This window comes from Xenorhabdus griffiniae (genome assembly GCF_001028135.1).
GTDB classification, from domain to species: Bacteria; Pseudomonadota; Gammaproteobacteria; order Enterobacterales; family Enterobacteriaceae; genus Xenorhabdus; species Xenorhabdus bakwenae.
The window spans coordinates 1-20,747 of sequence record NZ_LDNM01000023.1; the positions used below are offsets into that span (position 1 = coordinate 1).

The 20,747-nt window shown below is 45.6% G+C and carries 18 protein-coding genes and 1 other RNA gene; 11 read left to right on the forward strand and 8 right to left on the reverse strand.

Translation table 11 applies throughout. The features are described from left to right. The first annotated feature begins 358 nt into the window (after positions 1–358). Genes AAY47_RS06980 through AAY47_RS22625 form a run of 4 tightly spaced genes read left to right on the forward strand, consistent with a single transcriptional unit; the run spans position 359 to position 6,873 of the window. Positions 359–1,090 carry a C40 family peptidase gene (locus AAY47_RS06980; RefSeq protein WP_047768241.1) on the forward strand — a complete coding sequence of 244 codons (732 nt, stop codon included), beginning with the start codon at positions 359–361 and terminating at the stop codon, positions 1,088–1,090. Positions 1,091–1,093: 3 nt separating this feature from the next. Next, positions 1,094–1,669, forward strand: a complete 576-nt coding sequence (locus AAY47_RS06985) for a tail assembly protein (RefSeq protein WP_047768243.1) — start codon at positions 1,094–1,096, stop codon at positions 1,667–1,669. A gap of 52 nt (positions 1,670–1,721) precedes the next feature. Beyond that, a complete protein-coding gene (gene gpJ / locus AAY47_RS06990; protein WP_083446805.1) occupies positions 1,722–5,405 on the forward strand; it encodes a TipJ family phage tail tip protein in 3,684 nt (1,227 codons plus the stop codon). Positions 5,406–5,451: 46 nt separating this feature from the next. Beyond that, positions 5,452–6,873 (forward strand): pyocin knob domain-containing protein, encoded by a 1,422-nt coding sequence (locus AAY47_RS22625; protein ID WP_047768245.1) that lies wholly within the window; start codon positions 5,452–5,454, stop codon positions 6,871–6,873. Between the two features lie 44 nt (positions 6,874–6,917). Here AAY47_RS22625 and AAY47_RS07000 read toward each other — a convergent pair whose 3' ends face one another. Beyond that, positions 6,918–7,754 (reverse strand): phage tail protein, encoded by an 837-nt coding sequence (locus AAY47_RS07000; protein WP_047768248.1) that lies wholly within the window; start codon positions 7,752–7,754, stop codon positions 6,918–6,920. A gap of 701 nt (positions 7,755–8,455) precedes the next feature. Here AAY47_RS07000 and AAY47_RS07010 point away from each other — a divergent pair. After that, positions 8,456–8,635, forward strand: a complete 180-nt coding sequence (locus AAY47_RS07010; protein ID WP_047768252.1) for a hypothetical protein — start codon at positions 8,456–8,458, stop codon at positions 8,633–8,635. A gap of 639 nt (positions 8,636–9,274) precedes the next feature. On the opposite strand, the gene ssrA is transcribed toward AAY47_RS07010, so the two are convergent. Together ssrA and smpB are read right to left on the reverse strand one after the other, a co-directional pair. Further along, positions 9,275–9,638, reverse strand: a transfer-messenger RNA (tmRNA) gene (gene ssrA / locus AAY47_RS20510). A 51-nt stretch (positions 9,639–9,689) separates the two neighbouring features. After that, the gene (smpB, locus tag AAY47_RS07015; RefSeq protein ID WP_047768254.1) at positions 9,690–10,172 is read right to left on the reverse strand and encodes an SsrA-binding protein SmpB; all 483 of its coding nucleotides are present in this window, start codon (positions 10,170–10,172) and stop codon (positions 9,690–9,692) included. 157 nt (positions 10,173–10,329) lie between these two features. Here smpB and AAY47_RS07020 point away from each other — a divergent pair, with 157 nt between their 5' ends. After that, positions 10,330–10,764, forward strand: a complete 435-nt coding sequence (locus AAY47_RS07020; protein ID WP_047768256.1) for a type II toxin-antitoxin system RatA family toxin — start codon at positions 10,330–10,332, stop codon at positions 10,762–10,764. Beyond that, positions 10,757–11,050 (forward strand): RnfH family protein, encoded by a 294-nt coding sequence (locus AAY47_RS07025; RefSeq protein WP_047768258.1) that lies wholly within the window; start codon positions 10,757–10,759, stop codon positions 11,048–11,050. Before AAY47_RS07020 ends, AAY47_RS07025 begins: the two co-directional genes overlap by 8 nt. Positions 11,051–11,101: 51 nt before the next feature. Here AAY47_RS07025 and bamE read toward each other — a convergent pair whose 3' ends face one another. The 3 genes from bamE to nadK form a co-directional block, all read right to left on the reverse strand. After that, positions 11,102–11,446: an outer membrane protein assembly factor BamE gene (gene bamE / locus AAY47_RS07030; protein ID WP_047768259.1), complete on the reverse strand. Its 345-nt coding sequence runs from the start codon at positions 11,444–11,446 to the stop codon at positions 11,102–11,104. 112 nt (positions 11,447–11,558) lie between these two features. Continuing rightward, positions 11,559–13,232, reverse strand: a complete 1,674-nt coding sequence (gene recN, locus AAY47_RS07035; RefSeq protein WP_047768261.1) for a DNA repair protein RecN — start codon at positions 13,230–13,232, stop codon at positions 11,559–11,561. 132 nt (positions 13,233–13,364) lie between these two features. Beyond that, a complete protein-coding gene (nadK, locus tag AAY47_RS07040) occupies positions 13,365–14,243 on the reverse strand; it encodes an NAD(+) kinase (RefSeq protein ID WP_152669781.1) in 879 nt (292 codons plus the stop codon). Positions 14,244–14,367: 124 nt separating this feature from the next. On the opposite strand from nadK, the gene grpE reads away from it, so the two are divergent. Then, entirely contained in the window at positions 14,368–14,949 is a 582-nt protein-coding gene (grpE, locus tag AAY47_RS07045) for a nucleotide exchange factor GrpE (protein ID WP_047768265.1), read from the forward strand. A 66-nt stretch (positions 14,950–15,015) separates the two neighbouring features. Here the strand turns inward: grpE and ung are convergent, their stop codons facing one another. Then, positions 15,016–15,696, reverse strand: coding sequence for a uracil-DNA glycosylase (gene ung, locus AAY47_RS07050; protein WP_047768267.1), 681 nt, complete (start codon positions 15,694–15,696; stop codon positions 15,016–15,018). 332 nt (positions 15,697–16,028) lie between these two features. Here ung and grcA point away from each other — a divergent pair, with 332 nt between their 5' ends. Continuing rightward, positions 16,029–16,412: an autonomous glycyl radical cofactor GrcA gene (grcA, locus tag AAY47_RS07055; RefSeq protein WP_047768269.1), complete on the forward strand. Its 384-nt coding sequence runs from the start codon at positions 16,029–16,031 to the stop codon at positions 16,410–16,412. A 187-nt stretch (positions 16,413–16,599) separates the two neighbouring features. Then, on the forward strand, positions 16,600–17,637 hold the full coding sequence (locus AAY47_RS07060; RefSeq protein WP_235428306.1) for a phospholipase: 1,038 nt from the start codon (positions 16,600–16,602) through the stop codon (positions 17,635–17,637). A gap of 76 nt (positions 17,638–17,713) precedes the next feature. Here the strand turns inward: AAY47_RS07060 and srmB are convergent, their stop codons facing one another. Next, the gene (srmB, locus tag AAY47_RS07065; RefSeq protein ID WP_047768278.1) at positions 17,714–19,054 is read right to left on the reverse strand and encodes an ATP-dependent RNA helicase SrmB; all 1,341 of its coding nucleotides are present in this window, start codon (positions 19,052–19,054) and stop codon (positions 17,714–17,716) included. 228 nt (positions 19,055–19,282) lie between these two features. Between srmB and AAY47_RS07070 the strand changes: the two genes are divergently transcribed. Continuing rightward, positions 19,283–20,401, forward strand: a complete 1,119-nt coding sequence (locus AAY47_RS07070) for a site-specific integrase (protein WP_047768271.1) — start codon at positions 19,283–19,285, stop codon at positions 20,399–20,401. Positions 20,402–20,747 lie beyond the last annotated feature (346 nt).

Below are 20,747 nucleotides of genomic sequence, written 5' to 3' on the forward strand. Positions count from 1 at the left end.
GGCAGTAAATTATCGGATTACCGATTATAACATCAATGCAGATGGTTTGTCGGAATAACTTATTAAAAGATCCTGACTCAGCTAAATATTCTAATTGGACACAACCAAGGCAAGAAGTAATGATCGAAAATAAGTCTCCGGTATTTGGTTATTCATTATGTGTAAATGCTAAAAATTCATATGGAGGGTATACCGGAAATCAATTGCATTGGGTGTTTATAAAAAACAATCAGGTTAAAAGAATTCAAGATACAACTCAATTTCCGTATAGAGTGATTTTTATTGGGCATGACATCACATGTTAAATTTATAGAAAGACATTTGGCCCCGTAAAGGGGCTTTTAGTTATGAGGCCAACATGCATCCACGCATCATTCAATCTATCATGGATCACGCTAAAACCGAATACCCCAATGAATGTTGTGGGCTGGTGGTTCAACATAGCCGCAAACAACAATATATCCCCTGTCGCAATACCGCACCTTCACCCACCGAGCAATTCAGCATTCACCCCGAAGACTACGCCAATGCCGAAGACACGGGGACTATTGTTGCTATCGTTCACAGTCACCCCGACGCCACAACACAACCGAGTCAGTTAGACATTGCTCAGTGTGACCTGTCACAACTCCCGTGGGTGATCGTCTCCTGGCCGGAGGGGGATATTCGTACGCTGATGCCGGCTGAGGGAATAAAACCGCTCATTGGCCGCCCGTTCGTGCATGGTATATGGGACTGTTACGCCATTGTGCGCGACTGGTATCGGCTGGAGCGTAATATTGAAATCCCCAATTTTGAACGCTCGGAGAGCTGGTGGGATCGGGGCGAAAATTTGTATATGAAAAACTATGCGGCGGCGGGATTTGTGGAGTGCAGCAGGGAATTACAGGCGGGGGATGTGATTATCATGCAGGTACAGGCCAAAGAACCGAATCATGCCGGGGTGTATATCGGCGAGGGCTTGATGTTGCACCATATGTACGGACAACTCAGTCATCGCGTACCTTACAGTGGGTACTGGCAGGAACGAACAATCATCACTTTGCGTTACAGGAACCCGCCCGCTTCGGCGGGTTTTTTACTGGAGTAAACCATGAACACACTACGAATAATACGGTTGTACGGGGTCTTGGGTGCTCAGTTCGGGCGAGAGCACCGATTGGCGGTATCGTCCCCTCAGGAGGCAATCAGGGCACTGTCTGTCCTGATTGACGGATTTGAAAAGTTTCTGCTGACCGCGAAAGAGCAGGGCTTAACCTTTGCGGTATTCAGCGGAAAACGCAATATCAGTCAGGATGAACTGGCGTTTTCCGGCGGGGAGGAAATTCGCATTGCCCCGATGATCATTGGCAGTAAAAAAGCGGGCGTGTTTCAAACCATACTCGGCGCGGTGATGGTCGTTGCCGGGGCGTTTATGTGGATGACACCGTGGGGTGCGCCGATGGTAATGTCCGGGATTGGTATGATGCTGGGGGGCGTGGCGCAGATGTTATCCCCTATGCCGGGTGGACTGGCGCGACGGGAAGACCCCGACAATAAACCCAGCTATGCGTTTGGTGGGCCGGTCAACTCTATCGCTCAGGGCAATCCCGTTCCGGTGGGCTACGGTAAGCGCCGTATCGGTGGAGCGATTATCTCAGCGGGTGTCTACGCCGAAGACCAGCAATAACCGTCATTACGTTTAGTCTCGCCGCATTTGCGGCTTTTTTTATGGGTGGAATATGGGGCATCATCTTATTCAGGGCAGCAAGGGCGGTGGTGACCGCCCCCGTACTCCCGTTGAATCACCGGACTCATTGCAATCAACCTCGTATGCCAAAATCCTACTGGCATTGGGGGAGGGTGAGTTTGAAGGCGGGCTGGACGGCACCAATATCTTTCTGGATAACACGCCGATTATTGGTCCCGATGGTCAGGCCAACTTTGAGGGCGTCAAATGGGAATTTCGTCCCGGCACCCCGCATCAAGAGTATATCAAGGGGATGCCAGCGGTCGAAAATGAACTGACTGTCAGCACCGAGCTGATAGAGTCATGGGTCAGATCGATCACCAATACTCAGTTGTCGGCGGTTCGCCTCCGGTTATCATGTCCTCAGCTGCAAAAGCAGGAAGAAAACGGTGACACTGTGGGGTATCGCATTGATTATGTCGTTGAGGTGGCCGCGGATGGCGGTTCGTATCAGACGGTATTGAAGACGGCGCTTGATGGGAAAACAACCACTAAATATGAGCGCTCACACCGTATTGATCTGCCTAAAGCGCACTCAGGCTGGCAGGTTCGCGTGCGTCGTCTCACCCCCAAGCAGAACAGTAACCGGATTGCGGATGCGATGGTGGTGGAGTCCGTCACCGAGGTGATCGACGCCAAACTGAGTTACCCCGAAACCGCGCTGTTGTACGTTCAGTTTGATGCCAAACAATTTCGCAATATCCCGCAGGTCTCCTGTGAACCGAAGATGCGCATTATCCGGGTGCCCGATAATTATGATCCGGCAAGCCGCACGTACTCCGGTGTATGGTCGGGTACGTTCAAATGGGCATGGACCGACAATCCGGCATGGGTGCTGTATGACCTGATGATGAATGACCGGTTCAGTATCGGCACCCGGGTTAAGGCGGAGAACCTGAGTCTGGCAAAATGGGATTTGTACCGCATCGCGCAGTATTGTGACCAGCCTGTGCCTGACGGATTTGGCGGGACTGAACCCCGCTTTACCTGCAATGTTTATATCCAGTCACAAGAGGACGCGTGGACAGTCTTACGGGATATCGCTGGCATTTTCCGGGGCATGACGTTCTGGGCCAACAACAATATGAATGTACTGGCGGATATGCCACGCGATATGGATTACCTCTATACCCGTGCCAATGTTCGTGACGGTAAATTTGTTTACGCCAGTTCCAGCGAGAAAACTCATTACTCTACGGCGATGGTGAGCTGGTCAGATCCGCAGAACGGTTATCAGGATGCGGTCGAGCCGGTTTTTGATAACCGGTTAATCCGTCGCTATAACGTAAAACAGGCGGATGTGACGGCAATCGGCTGTACCCGTCAGAGTGAAGCGATACGGCGGGGTAAGTGGATATTGCACACCAACGAGTATGACCGGATGGTGACCTTTACTGTGGGGCTGGATGGCAAAATCCCGTTACCCGGTTACGTCATTGGGGTAGCTGATGAAATGTTTTCCGGTCGCGTACTGGGTGGGCGCGTGGGTTCGGTGAATGGACGCAATATCACGCTGGATCGGGTATCGTCTGCGAAAGTGGGCGAGCGGCTGATCCTGAACCTGCCTTCCGGTAAAGCGGAGGGGCGTACCATTCAGGCGGTGAACGGGCAGATTGTTACTGTCACAACCGCCTACTCAGAAACCCCGATCGCCGAATGTATCTGGGCGATTGACGCAACGGACTTGGCTATCCAGCAGTTCAGGGTGACGGGTATCAAGGAAGGTGAGGATGGGGTGTCGTTTGAAATCACCGCCGTTGAGCATAATCCCGACAAATACGCCCGTATCGACACCGGCGCCCGTATTGAGGAACGGCCCATTTCGGTTATCCCGCCCGGCGTTCAGTCACCACCGAAAAATGTGACTATCAGCAGTGACTCCGTTGTCAATCAGGGCATTGTCGTGAACACACTGCGTGTCACCTGGAATGCGGCGGAGAGTGCCATTGCGTATGAGGCCGAATGGCGACGGGATAGCGGGAACTGGATATCAGCCCCCCGAACCTCGACGCAGGGCTTTGAGGTTCCTAACATCTACGCCGGACGCTATCAGGCGCGGGTGCGGGCAATTAATGCGTCTGAAATATCCAGTGTCTGGGCGAATGCACCGGAAACCCACCTGAAAGGGAAAGAGGGCAACCCGCCGACACCGCTGAACTTCAAAACAACGCCGATTATCTTTGGTATCCAGCTTGACTGGGGATTTGCTGCCCAGACGGATGACACGCTGAAAACAGAAATTCAGTACAGCCGGACTAATGATAGTGAAGGGTTGATGCTGTTGGCTGATATTCCCTATCCGCAACGCACGCATACCCTACAGGGGCTGGCCGCAGGCGTGGCCTTCTACTTCCGTGCCCGTCTGGTGGATAAATCCGGTAATCAGTCCCCGTGGACAGCGTTTGTCAGAGGGGAGTCATCCGATGACGCCCGCTGGATTATTGAGGCAGCCGGTAACCAGTTCTTTTCTGCCGAAGCCGGGAAACGGCTGCAAGCCAATATGGACTGGAACGCCGAAAGCGCCCTTGAACTCGCCGGCGCACAACAGCAATTATCCCGTGAGCTGATGGTGCGTGACGGGGAGAGCAAGGCGCAGATTAGTGAGCTATGGCAAGTACGGGCGACCGACAATGAGGCATGGGCACAGAAAACCACAGACATTAGCGCCCAGCTCGGAACCAATGCATCACGCATCAAATCGGTTGAAACCACGATAGCCGAACGGGATAAATCATTTGGTCAGCAGTTTACAGAAATACGTACCAGCGTCGGGGATATCAGGGGGGATGTCGTCACCAATAAACAGGCCATATCCAGTACACAAAAAGCGGTGGCTGAATCGGCACAACAGGTTCAGGCACAGCTCGGGAAACAGCAGGCTGTTATCAACAGCAAGATGTCAGCGGAATTTGACCTGTCCGGCAATGGGTATGCCATCCACAGTACGAATATCACCATTAACTATAACGGCAGGAAGTATAACGCGGCGGGCATGGTAATTAGTGGTGAGGTGAAGAACGGCAATCTTGAGTCGTACATTGGATTTTCTGCTAATAACTTTGCGTTTTATAACCCCGTTAACGGGAAGATGGAGCCGTTTATGGTGGTCAAAAATGGACAGCTGTTTGCCAGAGATACCTTCATAGAGGACGGCAGCATTACTAACGCCAAAATCGGCAACTTCATTCAGTCCAGAAATTATGTCGCAGGTCGGGCGGGGTGGAAAATTGATAAATCCGGTTTTGCTGAGTTTGGTGATATCAAGGCGAGAGGTGAGATTAATGCGACGTCAGGCTCCCTGAGAAACGTCACTATCGAAGAGGATTGCAAAATAAAAGGGACGTTGTCAGTGAATAATATCGTTGGCGACATTGTGAAGGTTTACACAATGAACCCGGGAAATTTAACCATCCCCCCGTCACCATTCGACCGCGTTATTGTTATCCCTGCATTGCAAATTACAGCAGCCTCCAGCAAACAGGCGTGGGTATCGCTAAATGGAAATACAATATGCCGGGCGAGGACATATGCAATTTCTACAGGTGACCTCAGAACAGGATATGTCCCATCGATCATCACGGGTTATGGAACATTACCAAAAAATGTACCAGGGGACGTTACATATTATCAGGAAGGTGAAGGGTTTATGATAACTATTCTGGCGTTCAAGGCGTAATCACCAAACCCTACGGGTTTATCTTAGATTTTCTCAGGAACACACCATGTACTATTCACAAGGCACAGTCTCAACTGTGTCCGGCTCGGCTATTGTCCGCGGTACGGGCACGAAATTTAAATCCAATATCAACGGCGTTGCACCCGGGCAGATGATGTTAATCCGGTCTGGCAGCAACAACTTAATCCACCTGATTCAGGCGGTGAACTCCGATACCGAACTGGTACTGGCGGATAACGCCACGGTCACCCTGAATAACGCGAAATACCAGATTCAGACCACCCTCCCCGATTCCGTCTCGGATGGCGTCCGACATATTGTGGCCAACACCAGCTACATCACCCAGTTTCTCCAGAACATGGACAAATGGATGTCACAGAATGGCGTGGTTGACGTGACATTGCCGAACGGTCAGACGGTGTCACTGCAATCGATACGGGCGTTACAGGCGGCATTAGAAGGAAAAGCAGATAAAACAGAGTTTCAACAATCGGTACGGGCGTTACAGGCGACGATGGAGGGGAAGCTGGATAAAACAGGCGGGATCGTTACGGGTGAACTGGGTGCGAGTCGGGTCTCGGCACGAGCAGGTGATAAACGCTATATGTTAGGTGTACGAGACGGCGAGGCATTTCTGGATTATTGGAATGGTAATAAATGGACAGGCGAAGTCTATCATCCGATGAAACCTGGCACGATGGCGTTGACAGAAAATACAATAACGTCAGCGGGAGTTCATTTAGGAACCAGTTCGATTAATATTTTCCAGTCACCGAATTATTATTATCAACCGGATGGTGTTAATGCAACGCCAGAGAGGGGGTATCCCATAAAACAATTTGGTGTATTGGAAGTCCTGCCCAGTGATGTTGGGGATGGATATGTTATTCAGCGATATACCGGTGGACATGATGGCCAGACGTTTTTAAGAAAATACAGAAAAAATGGCCCATCTTCATGGTATTGCCTATTAAGAGCCCCCGCTTCTACCGGGCTGAGTACTGTAACCGTTGATGGGAGCGGGATTGTAAGAAAAGCGTCCCCCATCATCCAAATCTACCCCGATGGCACATTCATCACCAACGACGAATCCGAAGGCGCGACTGTCACTAAACTCGGCACTGGCCATTATCAAATCTCCGGCGTATTGGGTTATAACGCTGACGGAGCATGGGGTGTCCACGGCGGTATCTCCTCGCCGAAGAACAACAACGGGCTGGAACTCATCTACATTGATGACACAGTGAAAAAATGCGGCGGCATTATCATTCGCACATTCCACCGTCAGCATCCCCATTTACCTGAGCGGTTCCAGAACAGGCGGATAAAAGACATCGTGGATGGTGAAAAAATCTACTATGTCGATGCCGAACCCTGCGACATTCCCGAAGGTTGTCGCTTAGATGTCCGTGTCCAGATGCCGGAAGATTCGGTGTGGAATGTGGGGCAGGGGAAAAGTGAAGCGTAAAATAAACCCGCAGAAAGTTGCGGGTTGAAAGTTTTAGCTCAGAATTAAGCGGCTCTGACTATGTAATTGAATGCTATGTTGCGAGGGCGGGTTTCGTCCGCAACAGAAAATCCACCATAGACACTTGAGCTATAGGTTCTAAAATAATTACCACTCCACAATCCAGCATTATTTCCGACTGGATGTTGTGTATTTTCTAGATCCAAAGCGAAATTATCCGCTTTATTATCGTCAAAAACAGTTGTGATCCCGTTTTCCTCCATGCCATCATCACCATTACTTGTTGGTAATGCATGAAAATGGTTCTGAAATGCGGAATTTTGGTAGCTAAGGAGAGAACGATTAGGATCAATATTGCCGCTATCATCCCACCCACGAATAAATTCCCCTCTCAAATCAGGCAATACACCAGATGGATAAGCAAGCGCAAGTTTCGGATATCTTGCTGTATCAAACGATTCACCATTGCATATTAGCCAGCCTTCAGGTGGATTTTCTGTAGGCCACGGAACAGGAACACCAACGGGTAAGGCTAAATTGGCATTTTCATTTGCAATATTAGCAAGGTTGCTTGCATTATCAGCCTTATTATTTGCTGTACTGGCAAGATTGTTTGCACCGCTGGCGGTTTGATTAGCTGTATTCGCTAAATCGTATGCCGCTTTTACTGCCTTTGGTGTTGCTGCCATAGTTTCACTATCACTTACATCATTACTCAGAACTACAAAACCCTTATCTTGCAGTGTTGCATCTGGATGGTTGCGGCTTTGGGTGTGTTCTTCAATCGCTTCTTTGATTGAATCTTTGACATATTCTGGAGTCGGAACGACAACAAGGCCATCATCTTCTAAGGCTTGTGTTTCAGGCTTTTTATCTTGCATAGCTACTCCCTCATTTAATCAACAATACACATTGCTAAGTAACATGAAGGCGGTGGGATACTGCTCCGCCTGTGAACATCAATAAAATCGGTTCATCAATACTGGAGAGTACGGCTTGATTAACTTTAATGGGTGAGATACATGTTTTGATGACAGGATGACATAAAATGACAGGCAGGGAATTAATAGAATTTATCATATGACTGATAAAACTCAGCACAGTAAAAGCGGGATTTCCCGACTTTTAACCCCTTGATTCTATTAATTTCCGGTCCTGTGACAGAAATAAGTAAAATCAATGCATTACGTTAAATAGGATAATTATCCCCTTTTAACCCATTGATATTATTGAATTCCTGTTCTGTGCAGGAAATAAGTAAAATCAACGACTTAGCTAAAGGTGGGATTTCTCACCTTTAATTCAGCACGCTTCTGTTTCAAACGGAGGGATGAATTAACTCTAGGGGTTCCTTGAGGTTGAGGAGGCTCCGATTTCAGAGGCTCACCTCTTTAAGAGGTGTGGTTATAAATCACTCATTAATTTTAAACCAAGTGAATAATGTTCACTCAGCTCAATCGGCGAAATATTTCGCTCAGTCATCGGCTGAAATTTTAGCTGATGGGTATGCGAAAAATTTCTCACACCTCAGTAACCCTTTGATTCTTTCGTGGTCCTCACTTTGGGAACTGGAAATATTGAGATGTTCCGGGTGGTCAAAATGACCACCTCGGAAGAATCAATGGGTTACAATGATAGCTTGAAAAGCAAGCAGACTGCAAATATGCCGTCTGCTTATAATTTGAGCGACGATAATATCGGTATGCAGTCTGGTGATCATTGGTTCCGACGAAATTCGTCGTCAGTCACTGAGTTACATTAAGTAACCCTGTGAGGGTAAAAGGTATGGTGGAAATCACCATACCTAAAGTGGGATATCACACTTTAAAGATGATTGGAATTTCAATCATGAATCAGATTTGAGCCATCTACGGCAACTATAGGGATTTCCTCTATAGTTGATTACTATGAAAGTCAAAGGGTAGATTGCTGTGCTATGGTGATCAATCTTCCTTTTCATTCTCACCTTGGAACTGGCTTTATCTTCTTTTGCAAAAAAATTGCATCCGCCAAATAACATCAAAAAATTTGAATATTTAAAATCACTGTTTATATGTACAGAAAGGCATTATTTCAGAGAGGAATTTTGACAGTGAATTTTTCGGATAAAATAATGATGTCTGTTCTTCAATATTTGTTTTGGAGGGAATGATCTGAGGGGTAAGCCAGACCCAAGACAGGCAAAACAGCGTGTATTTTTGTTACACTTTCTTACAAATAGAAATACATTTTTTACAAATAAAAACACCTCAGAGGGGGTGGGATTCTGAGGTGTTTCAAATTTGACTTCACGTGCATTTTACGTGCACTTTTAAGTCCCTTTACTGTCATGACAGTGACCTACCAACTTTGCTAACTTCTTGTTTTTCAAGTTGTTGTCCTTACACTGTCCTACCAAATTTGGTGGAGCTGGCGGGAGTTGAACCCGCGTCCGAAATTTCTACATCCTTGGTACTACATGCTTAGTCTGGTCTTTACATTCGCTTGCCAGCTGCGGACAGACACGCCACTAACAAACTAGCCTGATTGGATTTAACGCTTCAACCCCAGGCAGGGCATCCACGCGATCTCTTTTGGGTTTGACCTCTCTTGATCCCCGTCCTAAGAGCGAAGGCTAGGGAGAGAGGGCTCTGCGCAGGTTATTAAGCTGCCAGTGCGTAGTTTTCGTCGTTTGCGACTATTGTTTTGCGGCTTTTTACGAGGCCAACCGCCCCTCGGCATGCACCTTGGGTTTCGCAAATCCCGTCGAATCCAGAATCAGCCCCAAGTATAATAAGCGTTAAGTATATCAGAATATTGGATGACAATGCCAGCGATTAACGCCCAGAATTCTTCATAATTCTCGCTTTGTCTAATTTCCACTCACGTTCTTTGATATCTGAACGCTTATCGTGCGCCTTTTTACCTTTTGCAACGCCAATTTTGATTTTGCACCAAGCATTTTTCCAATACATGGAAAGTGCGACGATGGTATAACCTTCTCGATTGATTCGACCATACAGTGAATCAAGCTCGCGTTTGTTAAGTAGTAGCTTGCGTGACCGTGTCGGATCACAAACTACGTGGGAAGAAGCAACGTTTAATGGCGTAATCGTGGCACCAAAAAGATAAGCATCACCATCTTTGAGTAAAACATAACTTTCACTGATGTTAGCTTTGCCAGCACGCAGTGATTTAACTTCCCAACCTTGTAGGGATAAGCCTGCTTCGAATTCTTCCTCAATGAAGTATTCGTGGCGGGCTCGCTTATTCATGGCAATTGTTGCCGAACCGGGTTTGTATGCTTTTTTCTTTGTCATAATGCGTTGTATTATACTGCATGCGTTAGTGAAAGAAATCTCTTCTGTATGATATTTAGCGATAAGTGCGCATTTATTGTTCTAAATGTCATCGGGTTTTTATTTAACCATGTTTAAGTGATACTATTCAGCGCTGTTATGCTTTACAGGAAATGATATGCCACAAATTAATCGCTCTGCGCTAGTGCCTTACAGCGTGGAACAAATGTATAAATTGGTCAACGATGTGACTTCTTATCCTGATTTTTTACCGGGATGTGTAGGTAGTTGTGTAATAAGTAGTAGCAATAATGAAATGACGGCTTCTGTTGAGGTTTCTAAGGCAGGGATCAGTAAGACGTTCGTAACGCGCAATACGTTATTTGATAATCAACGCATCAGTATGCAGCTTGTTGACGGGCCTTTCCGTAAATTGATGGGAGGGTGGCATTTTACTCCGTTAAGTGAAGATGCTTGTAAGGTTGAGTTGCATCTCGATTTTGAATTTACCAACAAGTTGATCGAACTGGCCTTTGGCAAAGTATTTAAGGAGCTGGCTGGGAATATGGTTCAGGCTTTTACCCAGCGTGCACGTGAGGTCTATAGTGTCTGAGATTAATATCGAAGTCGTTTATGCTCTGCCTGAACGGCAATATCTGCGTAATGTGAAAGTACCCCAAGGAGCTACCGTCGAACAGGCGATTGTAACGTCTGGTCTTTTGACATTACGTAATGATATCGATTTGACTAAAAATAAAGTTGGTATTTATAGCCGCCCTGCCAAACTGACTGAAACGCTGGAAGAGGGAGATCGTGTGGAGATTTATCGCCCTCTGGTTGCGGATCCAAAAGAAATGCGCCGTAAACGAGCAGAGCGTGCGAAAAACAATGCACAATAATGTCTGTTTATTCGCCAGATTTTCTACTGGCGAATAAATAAAACACACATCTTACTGATTCTCTGGCAGTGATTTTTCATCCTTGATATCAGTTAGCACACCATTGCTATCAAAGGTAAGTGTCAGGGTTTCCTGAGTTGTTTTCCCATGGCCTGGTTGTTGGCGGAATACGTAATACCAAGTTTGACTCCCAAACGGATCGGTCAGCATTGGTGTTCCCAAAGTGTAAGAAACTTGCTGTTGAGTCATTCCCTGATGGATTTTTGATACCGCAGCCGGCGTAAGGTAGTTCCCTTGATTAATATCAGGACGATAAACAATTCGCTCAAACATGGAGCAACCCGCAGTCAGCATAACAAGTGAGACAGTAGCGGCAGTCAACAATTTACAGCGCATAGTAATTACATTCCTTTAGGCGTTAGGCCGTCGATAATAATAAACATTGAAGAGGTTGAAAACCTCTACGCATTTACCTATGACTGCAATTATACAAGAAAGTTGTCTCAATTTATGCCGCTAACAACTCTTTTGCGTTAGCCAGAGTATTTTTTGTAACCTCACTCCCCGCCAAAAGCCGCGCCAGTTCTTGAAGTCGTGCTTTTTTATCCAATAGTTGCATTTGGGTTTCTGTTTCTTCGCCGTCTGTTTGCTTGCTGACATAAAAATGCTGATGCCCGCATCCTGCGACTTGAGGTAAGTGGGTGACACACATCACTTGGGTGGATTCCCCCAATTCACGCAGCAAACGCCCAACAATGGCCGCTGTTGGACCGCTGATACCTACATCAACTTCATCGAAAATCAGCGCGGGGGTTTCCATTTTTTTCGCCGTAATGACCTGGATTGCCAGTGCAATACGGGAAAGCTCACCACCTGATGCCACTTTTGCCAATGGTTGATGGGGTTGGCCAGGGTTGGTTGTGACATTGAATTCAACTTTGCTGGCTCCATCAATATTTAAATGCTCTGCTTCAAAGGTAACATCGATGGTAAAGCGGCCATGAGGCATAGAAAGTTGGTGCATACTGTTTGTTATCAGTTGGCCCAATTCTACGGCATATTTTTGGCGAACATGGTGCAATTTTTCTGCCACAGTCAAGGCTTGTTGATAATGCAAGCTGACAAGTTCACTGAGATGGGCACAATCATTTTCCTGCTGGGATAGTTGATATTGCTCTTCCAACAATTGTTGATGTAATGCAGGTAACTCTTCTGGCGCAACATGGTGTTTACGGGCCATGCTGATTTGTTGGGAAATTTTCTGTTCCAGTTCAAATAAACGATTGGGGTCCAGCTCCAGTTGGTTGCTGTAATGACGTAACTCATCACTCACTTCATTGATTTGGATAGCAGCCTCTTCCAGCATGTTAAGCAGGCCACTGAGTTTGTGATCCATGCTGGCAAGCTCTGTCAGTTCACTGCGGGCATAACTAAGAAAACTGACAATGTTCTGTTCATCATTATCACTTAAAATTTGGAGGATATTTTGACTGACGGACAAAAATTGCCCGCAATTTGCCAGCCGTTTGTATTCACTATCTTGTTCTTGATAATTACCTGGTTGTGGTGACAGTTCGTCCAGTTCTTTCAGGTGATATTCCAGCAATTGCTGACGTGAGCGCCGCTCAAGAGCTTGTTGTTGGAATTGGGAGAGAGCCTGACAGCTTTGGCGCCATTTTAGGTAAGCCTGTTTCATTTCTTGCTGAAGTTCGAAATCGCCCGTGTAAATATCCAGTAAGCGCCTTTGGTGACGATTTTCTAACAATAATTGGTGAGCATGTTGTCCGTGAATTTGAATGAGATGGGAACCTAATTCACGTAATTGAGAAAGGGGTACAGCAGTACCATTGATAAAACCGCGAGAGCGCCCATCAGCGGTAATGGTACGACGCAGCAGGCACTCATTGCCCTCCTCAAAACTTTCATCGAGCTGGTGGTCTATCAGCCACTTGCGGGCAGAAGGCGCATCAGTGAGTGAAAAACGGGCGCAAAGGTCGGTACGTGGAGCACCCGGGCGAACCATGTTGGCTTCGCCACGGTTGCCAAGACATAAACCTAATGCATCAATCGCGATGGATTTACCTGCTCCGGTTTCCCCTGTGATTGCCGTCATTCCTGGGCGGAAATCAATTTCAAGTTCGCGAACGATAGCAAAGTTACTGATGGTCAATTGAGTCAGCATCGTGCTCCTCCTTCTTTTTACTGTATATAAACACGTTACTGTATAAGAACATGTTCCTGTGCATAAAAACATGTCTGTGCTTCCATACAGTATAAACTGGTTTTTTATACAGTAAAGTAGGAAGGCTCGTTTTTAGAACATTTTTTTCGACCAGCCCAATTTTGTGCTCAGTGTATTAAAGTAGTTGTAATCTTTTGGATGAATTAAGTGCAGATTATAGTCACTGCGTTTGATGATCACTTCTTCACCATCTTGGATTGGCAGGACGATCTGGCTGTCACAACTGACTTCGTAGTCACTGCTGTTTTGGGCAAATTTCAGGCGAATGCTGCTTTCGCTGCTGATAACGAGAGGGCGTGCAGAGAGCGTATGTGGAAACATCGGCACTAGCACGATAGCATCTAAGTTTGGGGTTAATATAGGTCCTCCAGCAGACAGTGAATAGGCCGTAGAGCCAGTGGGCGTTGCTATGATTAAGCCATCTGAACGTTGAGAAAAAGCAAAACGTTCATCAATATAGACTTCAAATTCAATCATATGAGCAACTTTGCCTGGATGGAGTACGACTTCATTTAATGCAGTGCTGCGCCGGGATTTATGCCCAGTTTTTGTCACTTGTGCCTCAAGCAGAAAACGTTTTTCGTCTCGATATTTGCCATCCAAAACTTCGGAGAGCTGCTGTAAAGCATTATCGGGATCCAAATCCGTTAAAAAGCCCAAATTGCCTCGGTTGATACCAATGACTTTAATGTCATAACGTGATAATACTCTGGTTGCACCGAGCATATTGCCATCACCACCGACAACAATCACAAGATCGGCAATTTTACCAATTTCTGTTAATCCTCCCGTCTGAGCGTCTTTTAAACTAATGTCTTTCGCGACCTGTCTATCCACAATGACACAATAACCTTTAGATACCAGCCAGTGATACAGCATTTCGTGGGTGGCCAGTGCTTCAGGGTGACGTGGACGACCGACAATACCGATGCATTTGAATTCATTATTCATTGCTGTTATTTCCTTCAGCATATGGTTTTGCCCTCACAATAATGATTGTTCCCTTGAATCCCGCGTTTTGATCCCCATAATAAGCTCAAATGGCGAAGATAATACAAAATACGCGGAGATATTCATGAGTAGTAAAGACCAAAAAGTACCTGACGAGCAAGTCGCAGAAAATACAGAAAATGTATTAGAGCAACAAATAAATGCGGAACAGACAGATACGCCAGAGACTGAAAACGTTGTTGATCCGCGTGTTGCTGAGTTGGAAGAACAACTGAAACAGGCTCAGGCTAATGAACGTGATGCTTTGCTGCGTGCACGTGCTGAAATCGAAAACATTCGCCGTCGTACTGAGCAGGATGTAGAAAAAGCACATAAATTTGCATTGGAAAAATTTGTCAATGAACTTCTGCCTGTTATCGATAATCTGGAACGTGCATTAGATGCGGCTGATCGTACCAATGAAGCGTTACTGCCAATGGTTGAAGGTATTGAACTGACGCTGAAATCTTTTATTGATTCAGTGGGTAAATTTGGCGTTGAAGTGGTTGGTGACACTAATGTCCCTTTCAATCCAGAAGTGCATCAGGCGGTGACCATGATGGAATCAGAACAGCATGAACCTAATCAGGTTATGTTGGTGATGCAGAAAGGTTATACCTTGAATGGTCGTCTATTGCGTCCTGCAATGGTTGCTGTTTCTAAATAAAGGTTACGGTCTCTCGTGATGCAATGCCGCCATGAGAAAGGCGGCATTTTTGTAGGCATAAATCGACTATTGGGGTAATTGAGGCTCCCAATCTATAGGCGATAATCCTTGTGATCCCAATAAGTTGTTGGCCTGTGAAAAATGTTTACAGCCTAAGAAACCACGATGGGCAGACAAAGGTGAAGGATGGGGAGCTTTTAATACATGATGGCGTTGGATATCAATAAAATGGCCTTTTTTCTGGGCATGCGATCCCCAAAGCAAGAAAATAACTCCGTTACGATGTTCATTGATTGCGGCAATGACTTTGTCAGTGAACGTTTCCCAGCCTAAATGCGCATGAGAATGCGCGTTACCGCGCTCAACGGTGAGCACGGTATTAAGCAATAATACGCCCTGTTTTGCCCAGCTGATCAGGCAACCATGATTTGGTCGAGTGAATCCGGCAATGTCCGATTCCAGTTCTTTGTACATATTGACAAGAGAAGGCGGCGCAGGAATACCAGGCTGTACAGAGAAAGCCAAACCGTGGGCTTGATTCGGGCCGTGGTAAGGATCTTGTCCTAAAATGACGACTTTTACATCAGCCAATTCGGTATAGCGGAATGCATTAAAAACATCTGTCTGAGGCGGATAAATGGTTTTTCCAGCCAGACGTTCATTGGCAACATAAGCCAATGTATCAACAAAATAAGTCTGTTTCTTTTCATTGCCGATGACATCGTGCCATGTGAGAGGTGCGGACATAGCCAATCCCTTTCTAGATGATTATCAGATAGCTTAAGCTTACCGATTCCCTTGGGATAGGGAAACCCTGAGATCTCAATCTAAGCTTAATTCCCAGGATGAAAATCTATTTTTATAAATTTTTTTGAAAAAACATGAAAATAATTTCATTCCATTCTGTCAGAAAAGATGATTTAAAACATGACATTATGAATTCACTATCAATAACCGTATGAAACCAGTTGATTACAATCAAAGAACCTTCTCATTTGTACTGGTATACAGAAAATCAAGAACGATGATTGGTTAAGTTAGGATTTGACCGAATAACTAAGATGATGTTGGAGGTATAAATGATTACTGGGATTCAGATTACCCAATCTAACAACGCTGCATTGATGAACTCTTTTTGGCTGTTGGATGATGAAAAAAATGAAGCGCGTTGCATCTGTGCTAAAGCAGATTACGATGAAGGCCAGATTGTCGCCAAAGAGGCGTTGGGGCAATTTGAATATCGCGAGATCCCGCTGGAGGTCAAGCCGGCTGTACGTGTAGAAGGTGGGCAACATCTGAATGTTAATGTTCTGCGCCGCGAAACGTTGGAAGATGCAGTAAAACACCCCGAAAAGTATCCTCAACTCACTATTCGTGTATCTGGTTATGCTGTACGTTTTAACTCACTGACGCCAGAACAGCAACGTGATGTTATTGCACGTACTTTTACAGAAAGCTTGTAATTCTTGTATCAAGCAAAAAATTTAAAGGGAGAATCGTTACTCCCTTTTTTTATTTACATACTTTAATTATGGAAATTAAATTTGTTAATTAAAAATTAAATTTGTTTTAATATTGTTAAAAATTCTGCCGATAGAGAGTTTGGGCTTTTAAACCACACCAAACTTGAATAATCTGTAGGAGAATTTTATGACCTTATCAATTAATACCAGTTCTTTTAGTAACTTAGGGGTTTATTCCTTACAAGGAAATACCTTACAACCTCAATCTAATGCTACTGCACAGTCACCACCTGACAAAGTTGATCACATTTCTTCCGCCAATACTTCGTTTTCAGAAAACACTCAGCAGGTTAATGCGCTCTATCAATCATTGGTTAATAACTTAAATGCCAGCACGATGGCAGCACCTGAATTGAAAGCCAATGATATTGCGGGAAAACACTCTCAACGGGTCGATTATGCCCTGACGCTGGTTACCCGTGATGTTTATCGACAAACGAGTTTAGGAATTGGCGATTATGTGCGTCTGTCTGACGAGGATTTATCAAGAGCAGGCATTGATCCTGACACTCTGAATGATTACTCAACAGGGTTTCAGGCCGGTGTATACCAAAATAAGGGGTTATATATTGTCTCTTTCACAGGTTCGAATGAATTACAGGATTTTATGGTAAGTATTCGCCAAAAGCTTGGTTACAATGAAAAACAGTATAACCAAGCCGTGGAATTGGCACATAAGGCGTTAGAAGTATTTGGTGAAAACGTCATTTTCACCGGGCATTCATTGGGGGGCGGATTAGCAACTGTGGCTGCATTGGCAACAGGAAAACCAGCAGTTATTTACAATTCTGTTAGTGTTTCTGACGCGACATTGAAACATATGGGCGTATCACCCGAAGTTGCCCATGAATTGGCTGACAGTGGTTTAATACGCCATTATGCCGTTGAACACGATTGGCTGGGTAACTTGCAAAAAACATTGCCAATCCGTCAACCGATGGGGCACAAAATAGAGCTTAAGTATGAATATGAATTAGAGAACATATGGGATCTCATACTGCCTAATCGATATGGCTTACATACCTTTAAGGCCCATTTTTTGGAAGCTGTCCTCGAATTAATGGCGGAACAAAAGCCCTGGCTGAACAATGGCAATACCATGTTGGCGTCAACGGATGTTACAGATATCACACCGCAGCAAAGTGAACAGCATTATGCTGTGTAATATTTAGCGCTCAGTCTGCCGTAACTTGGGCGAATTCACTGTATGGCTTCGCCCATGTTCTACACTCGGTTATGAATTAATCGTTGCTAGATTCAGTTAATTTTGGGCTGGGATTGCCAGAAGAAGCGCGGCGTTTACCGATATTTTTGCTATCGCGATGACGAACTTTTACGCGGTTTTTCTTTGTCTCTTCTGTTTTCTTCTTCTCTTTACGTTTTGCCAGTACTTTTTTGGATGGCTTATTACCCTTTTTCTCACTTGGCGTTTTGGTCTGTGGGCGAAGCTCATCAACCACTCGTATTTTCAAAGGTTCTTTGAAGTAACGGCTGATTTTACCCAAAAGTAGGTGATCATGTGCTTCAACCAAAGCAATAGCCGTTCCTTTACGGCCTGCACGAGCAGTACGACCGATCCGGTGCAAGTAAACATCTGCGGTACGAGGCAAATCGAAGTTAAAGACGTGGCTGACATCTTCGATATCCAATCCACGGGAAGCAACGTCGGTGGCGACCAGGACTTTGACTTTACCATCATTCAAGCGTTTTACGGCATCTGTACGCTTGGCCTGCACCATTTCTCCTTCGAGAAAACCCGCCTGAATGCCTGCCTGGTTCAGCCAATCGACAAGTTCGCGAACACGCTCTCGTTTACGTACGAAAACAATGGATTTAGTCACTTCAGATTGCTGGAGAAGGTGACACAGCAGAGCTGTTTTATGCTCTAACGAATCAGCCCGATAGTAAAATTGCTGAATTTTCTTGCGTTCACGGCGAGAAGGTTCGGCATCAATCTCAACAGGATCAGTTAACAGGCGCTCGGCAAAATCACGGATGGATTCCCCTTCCAGAGTTGCGGAGAATAACAAGGTCTGTTTACGCCAGCGGGTTTCGCCTGCAATCGTTTCGACATCATTGGCGAATCCCATATCCAACATGCGATCCGCTTCATCAAGGATCAGCGTTTCCACTGCACGGCAATCGAAATTTTCTTCTTTGATGTATTGCAGCAGACGCCCTGTCGTTGCGACAACAATATCCTGATTCTCACTGAATACTTCCGCATGATTCATGTAGGCAACACCACCCGTGATTGTCGCAATGTCCAAATGTGTATGGGCCGCCAATTCTTTTGCCTGTTCTGCTACCTGCATTGCCAGTTCACGGGTTGGCGTCAAAATCAGGATGCGTGGCGGCCCTGATTTTTTGCGAGGAAAATCCAGTAAATGCTGTAGAGTTGGTAGCAGGTAAGCGGCGGTCTTACCTGTACCGGTCGGCGCTGAGCCTAATACATCACGTCCGTCCATCGCCGGAGGAATAGCTGCCGCCTGAATGGCGGTCGGGAGTTCGTAGCCTTTGTTGTTCAGTGCTTCAAGCAAGGATTCATCAAGGTCGAATTCGGAAAAGTTTGTCGCAGTCATTATATACCTCTGTTTGGGCCGCCGATTATAAATCGGTAAAACATAAAAAGAAAATACCCAAATAACACGCCAGACTCCCGCCATAGCTCGCTATTATGCTGAATTTCCTGAATTGTTGTTTTTGCTAATTTTCGTGCATTTAAGGGTTTTTTAGGCTATTTTGAGATTATCAGCACCCCTAATAGCACCCCTTTATGTCGTAAAAATTTGAACTGGAGAGCATCGCAGATGGCCTACTATAGCATAGAAAAACGTCCTCGCGCAGATGGCACTGTCCGCTACCGCTGCACTGTTGGTGTTAAGTCTGGAGGTAAATATATCTACAGGGAGAACCGTACATTCGGAAAGCAGTCTCACGCTAAAACATGGGGTGCTCAACGGGTGGTTGATTTAGAGCAAAACGGGGTGCCCACACAGAATGATGCCGAAGATTTTACGGTTGGTGCTCTACTGCGTAAATATATCAATGATCCAGCTTTGGGTGGAAAGGCAGGAAGAGACAAGAAAAATGTATTGAACGCATTATTAAACAGTGAATTGTCAAAATTCACTCTAGTTGAGTTTTCGGTGAGTCATATTATTGAGCATTGCAAGCAGCGATATTCTACAGGAACCACTCCCGCCACCATTAATCATGATGTCGTCTATTTGTCATCAGTCCTAAAATCAGCCAAGCCTGTCTATGGCATAGACTACACCTCGAATCCTGCACATGAAGCTCGTTCAGTTTTAACCCAAATGGGGTTAATCAGTAAAAGCCAACGACGCAGCAGAAGACCAGAGCGCGAGGAGTTAGATAGATTAATGGAAGTGCTACGCAGACGAGGTAGTCATTGGACAAGTAATATTCCTTACGAGGATATATTGAATTTCTCAATACTTTCCTGTATGCGCATTGGAGAGGTATGTAAAATCAGGTGGGATGACATTGATGAGAAGCAAAAGTCTGTGCTCGTAAGAGACAGAAAAGACCCCAGAAAAAAAACAGGTAATCATATGTTTGTTCCCTTGCTTGGGGATGCGTGGGATATTGTTCAAAGACAACCAAAATCTGATAGTGAACTGATATTCCCCTATAATACGAGAAGCATATCTAAGGGTTTTCACAAGGCATGCGTCGAACTAGGCATTGAAGACCTTCGCTATCATGATCTACGCCGGGAAGGGGCGAGTCGCTTGTTTGAGGCTGGGTTCTCAATTGAAGAAGTCGCGCAAGTCACAGGTCATCGCTCACTGAATGTATTATGGCAGGTATACACCGAGCTGTACCCGCAATCACTGCATGAAAAATTCAACAAACTTATGCGGCAGAAAGAAGAATTACAAGGGAAGGAACCCACCCTTTGACTCTCAAGGCAATCAACTATAGAAGAAATCCCCATAGTTGCCGTAGATGGCTCAAACCTGAATCATGGTCAAGATTTTGACCATCTTTAAGATGTGATATCACACCTTGGGTATGGTGATTTCCACCATACCTTTTTACCCGCACAGGGTTACTTAATGTAACTGAGTGACTCACGACGAATTTCGTCGGTAGTGAGAGGTCAGTACGCTAAACGTTCCGACCTTGTGAGAGGTTGCGACGAATTTCGTCGGAACCAATGATCGCCAGACTGCATACCGATATTTTCGGTGCTCAAACTGACCCTCTTAAAGAGGGCAAGTTAACTGACTGATTTATCTCATGACT

Excerpts from the sequence above, each read along its gene's own strand:
- bamE (WP_047768259.1), bottom strand. The coding sequence starts at position 11,446 with ATGCGCTGTAAATTGTTGACTGCCGCTACTGTCTCACTTGTTATGCTG.
- AAY47_RS07070 (WP_047768271.1), top strand. The coding sequence starts at position 19,283 with ATGGCCTACTATAGCATAGAAAAACGTCCTCGCGCAGATGGCACTGTC.
- AAY47_RS22625 (WP_047768245.1), top strand. The coding sequence starts at position 5,452 with ATGTACTATTCACAAGGCACAGTCTCAACTGTGTCCGGCTCGGCTATT.
- AAY47_RS07060 (WP_235428306.1), top strand. The coding sequence starts at position 16,600 with ATGACCTTATCAATTAATACCAGTTCTTTTAGTAACTTAGGGGTTTAT.
- gpJ (WP_083446805.1), top strand. The coding sequence starts at position 1,722 with ATGGGGCATCATCTTATTCAGGGCAGCAAGGGCGGTGGTGACCGCCCC.
- AAY47_RS07000 (WP_047768248.1), bottom strand. The coding sequence starts at position 7,754 with ATGCAAGATAAAAAGCCTGAAACACAAGCCTTAGAAGATGATGGCCTT.
- srmB (WP_047768278.1), bottom strand. The coding sequence starts at position 19,054 with ATGACTGCGACAAACTTTTCCGAATTCGACCTTGATGAATCCTTGCTT.
- recN (WP_047768261.1), bottom strand. The coding sequence starts at position 13,232 with ATGCTGACTCAATTGACCATCAGTAACTTTGCTATCGTTCGCGAACTT.
- AAY47_RS07020 (WP_047768256.1), top strand. The coding sequence starts at position 10,330 with ATGCCACAAATTAATCGCTCTGCGCTAGTGCCTTACAGCGTGGAACAA.
- grpE (WP_047768265.1), top strand. The coding sequence starts at position 14,368 with ATGAGTAGTAAAGACCAAAAAGTACCTGACGAGCAAGTCGCAGAAAAT.
- smpB (WP_047768254.1), bottom strand. The coding sequence starts at position 10,172 with ATGACAAAGAAAAAAGCATACAAACCCGGTTCGGCAACAATTGCCATG.
- grcA (WP_047768269.1), top strand. The coding sequence starts at position 16,029 with ATGATTACTGGGATTCAGATTACCCAATCTAACAACGCTGCATTGATG.
- nadK (WP_152669781.1), bottom strand. The coding sequence starts at position 14,243 with ATGAATAATGAATTCAAATGCATCGGTATTGTCGGTCGTCCACGTCAC.
- AAY47_RS06980 (WP_047768241.1), top strand. The coding sequence starts at position 359 with ATGCATCCACGCATCATTCAATCTATCATGGATCACGCTAAAACCGAA.
- ung (WP_047768267.1), bottom strand. The coding sequence starts at position 15,696 with ATGTCCGCACCTCTCACATGGCACGATGTCATCGGCAATGAAAAGAAA.
- AAY47_RS06985 (WP_047768243.1), top strand. The coding sequence starts at position 1,094 with ATGAACACACTACGAATAATACGGTTGTACGGGGTCTTGGGTGCTCAG.
- AAY47_RS07010 (WP_047768252.1), top strand. The coding sequence starts at position 8,456 with ATGTTCCGGGTGGTCAAAATGACCACCTCGGAAGAATCAATGGGTTAC.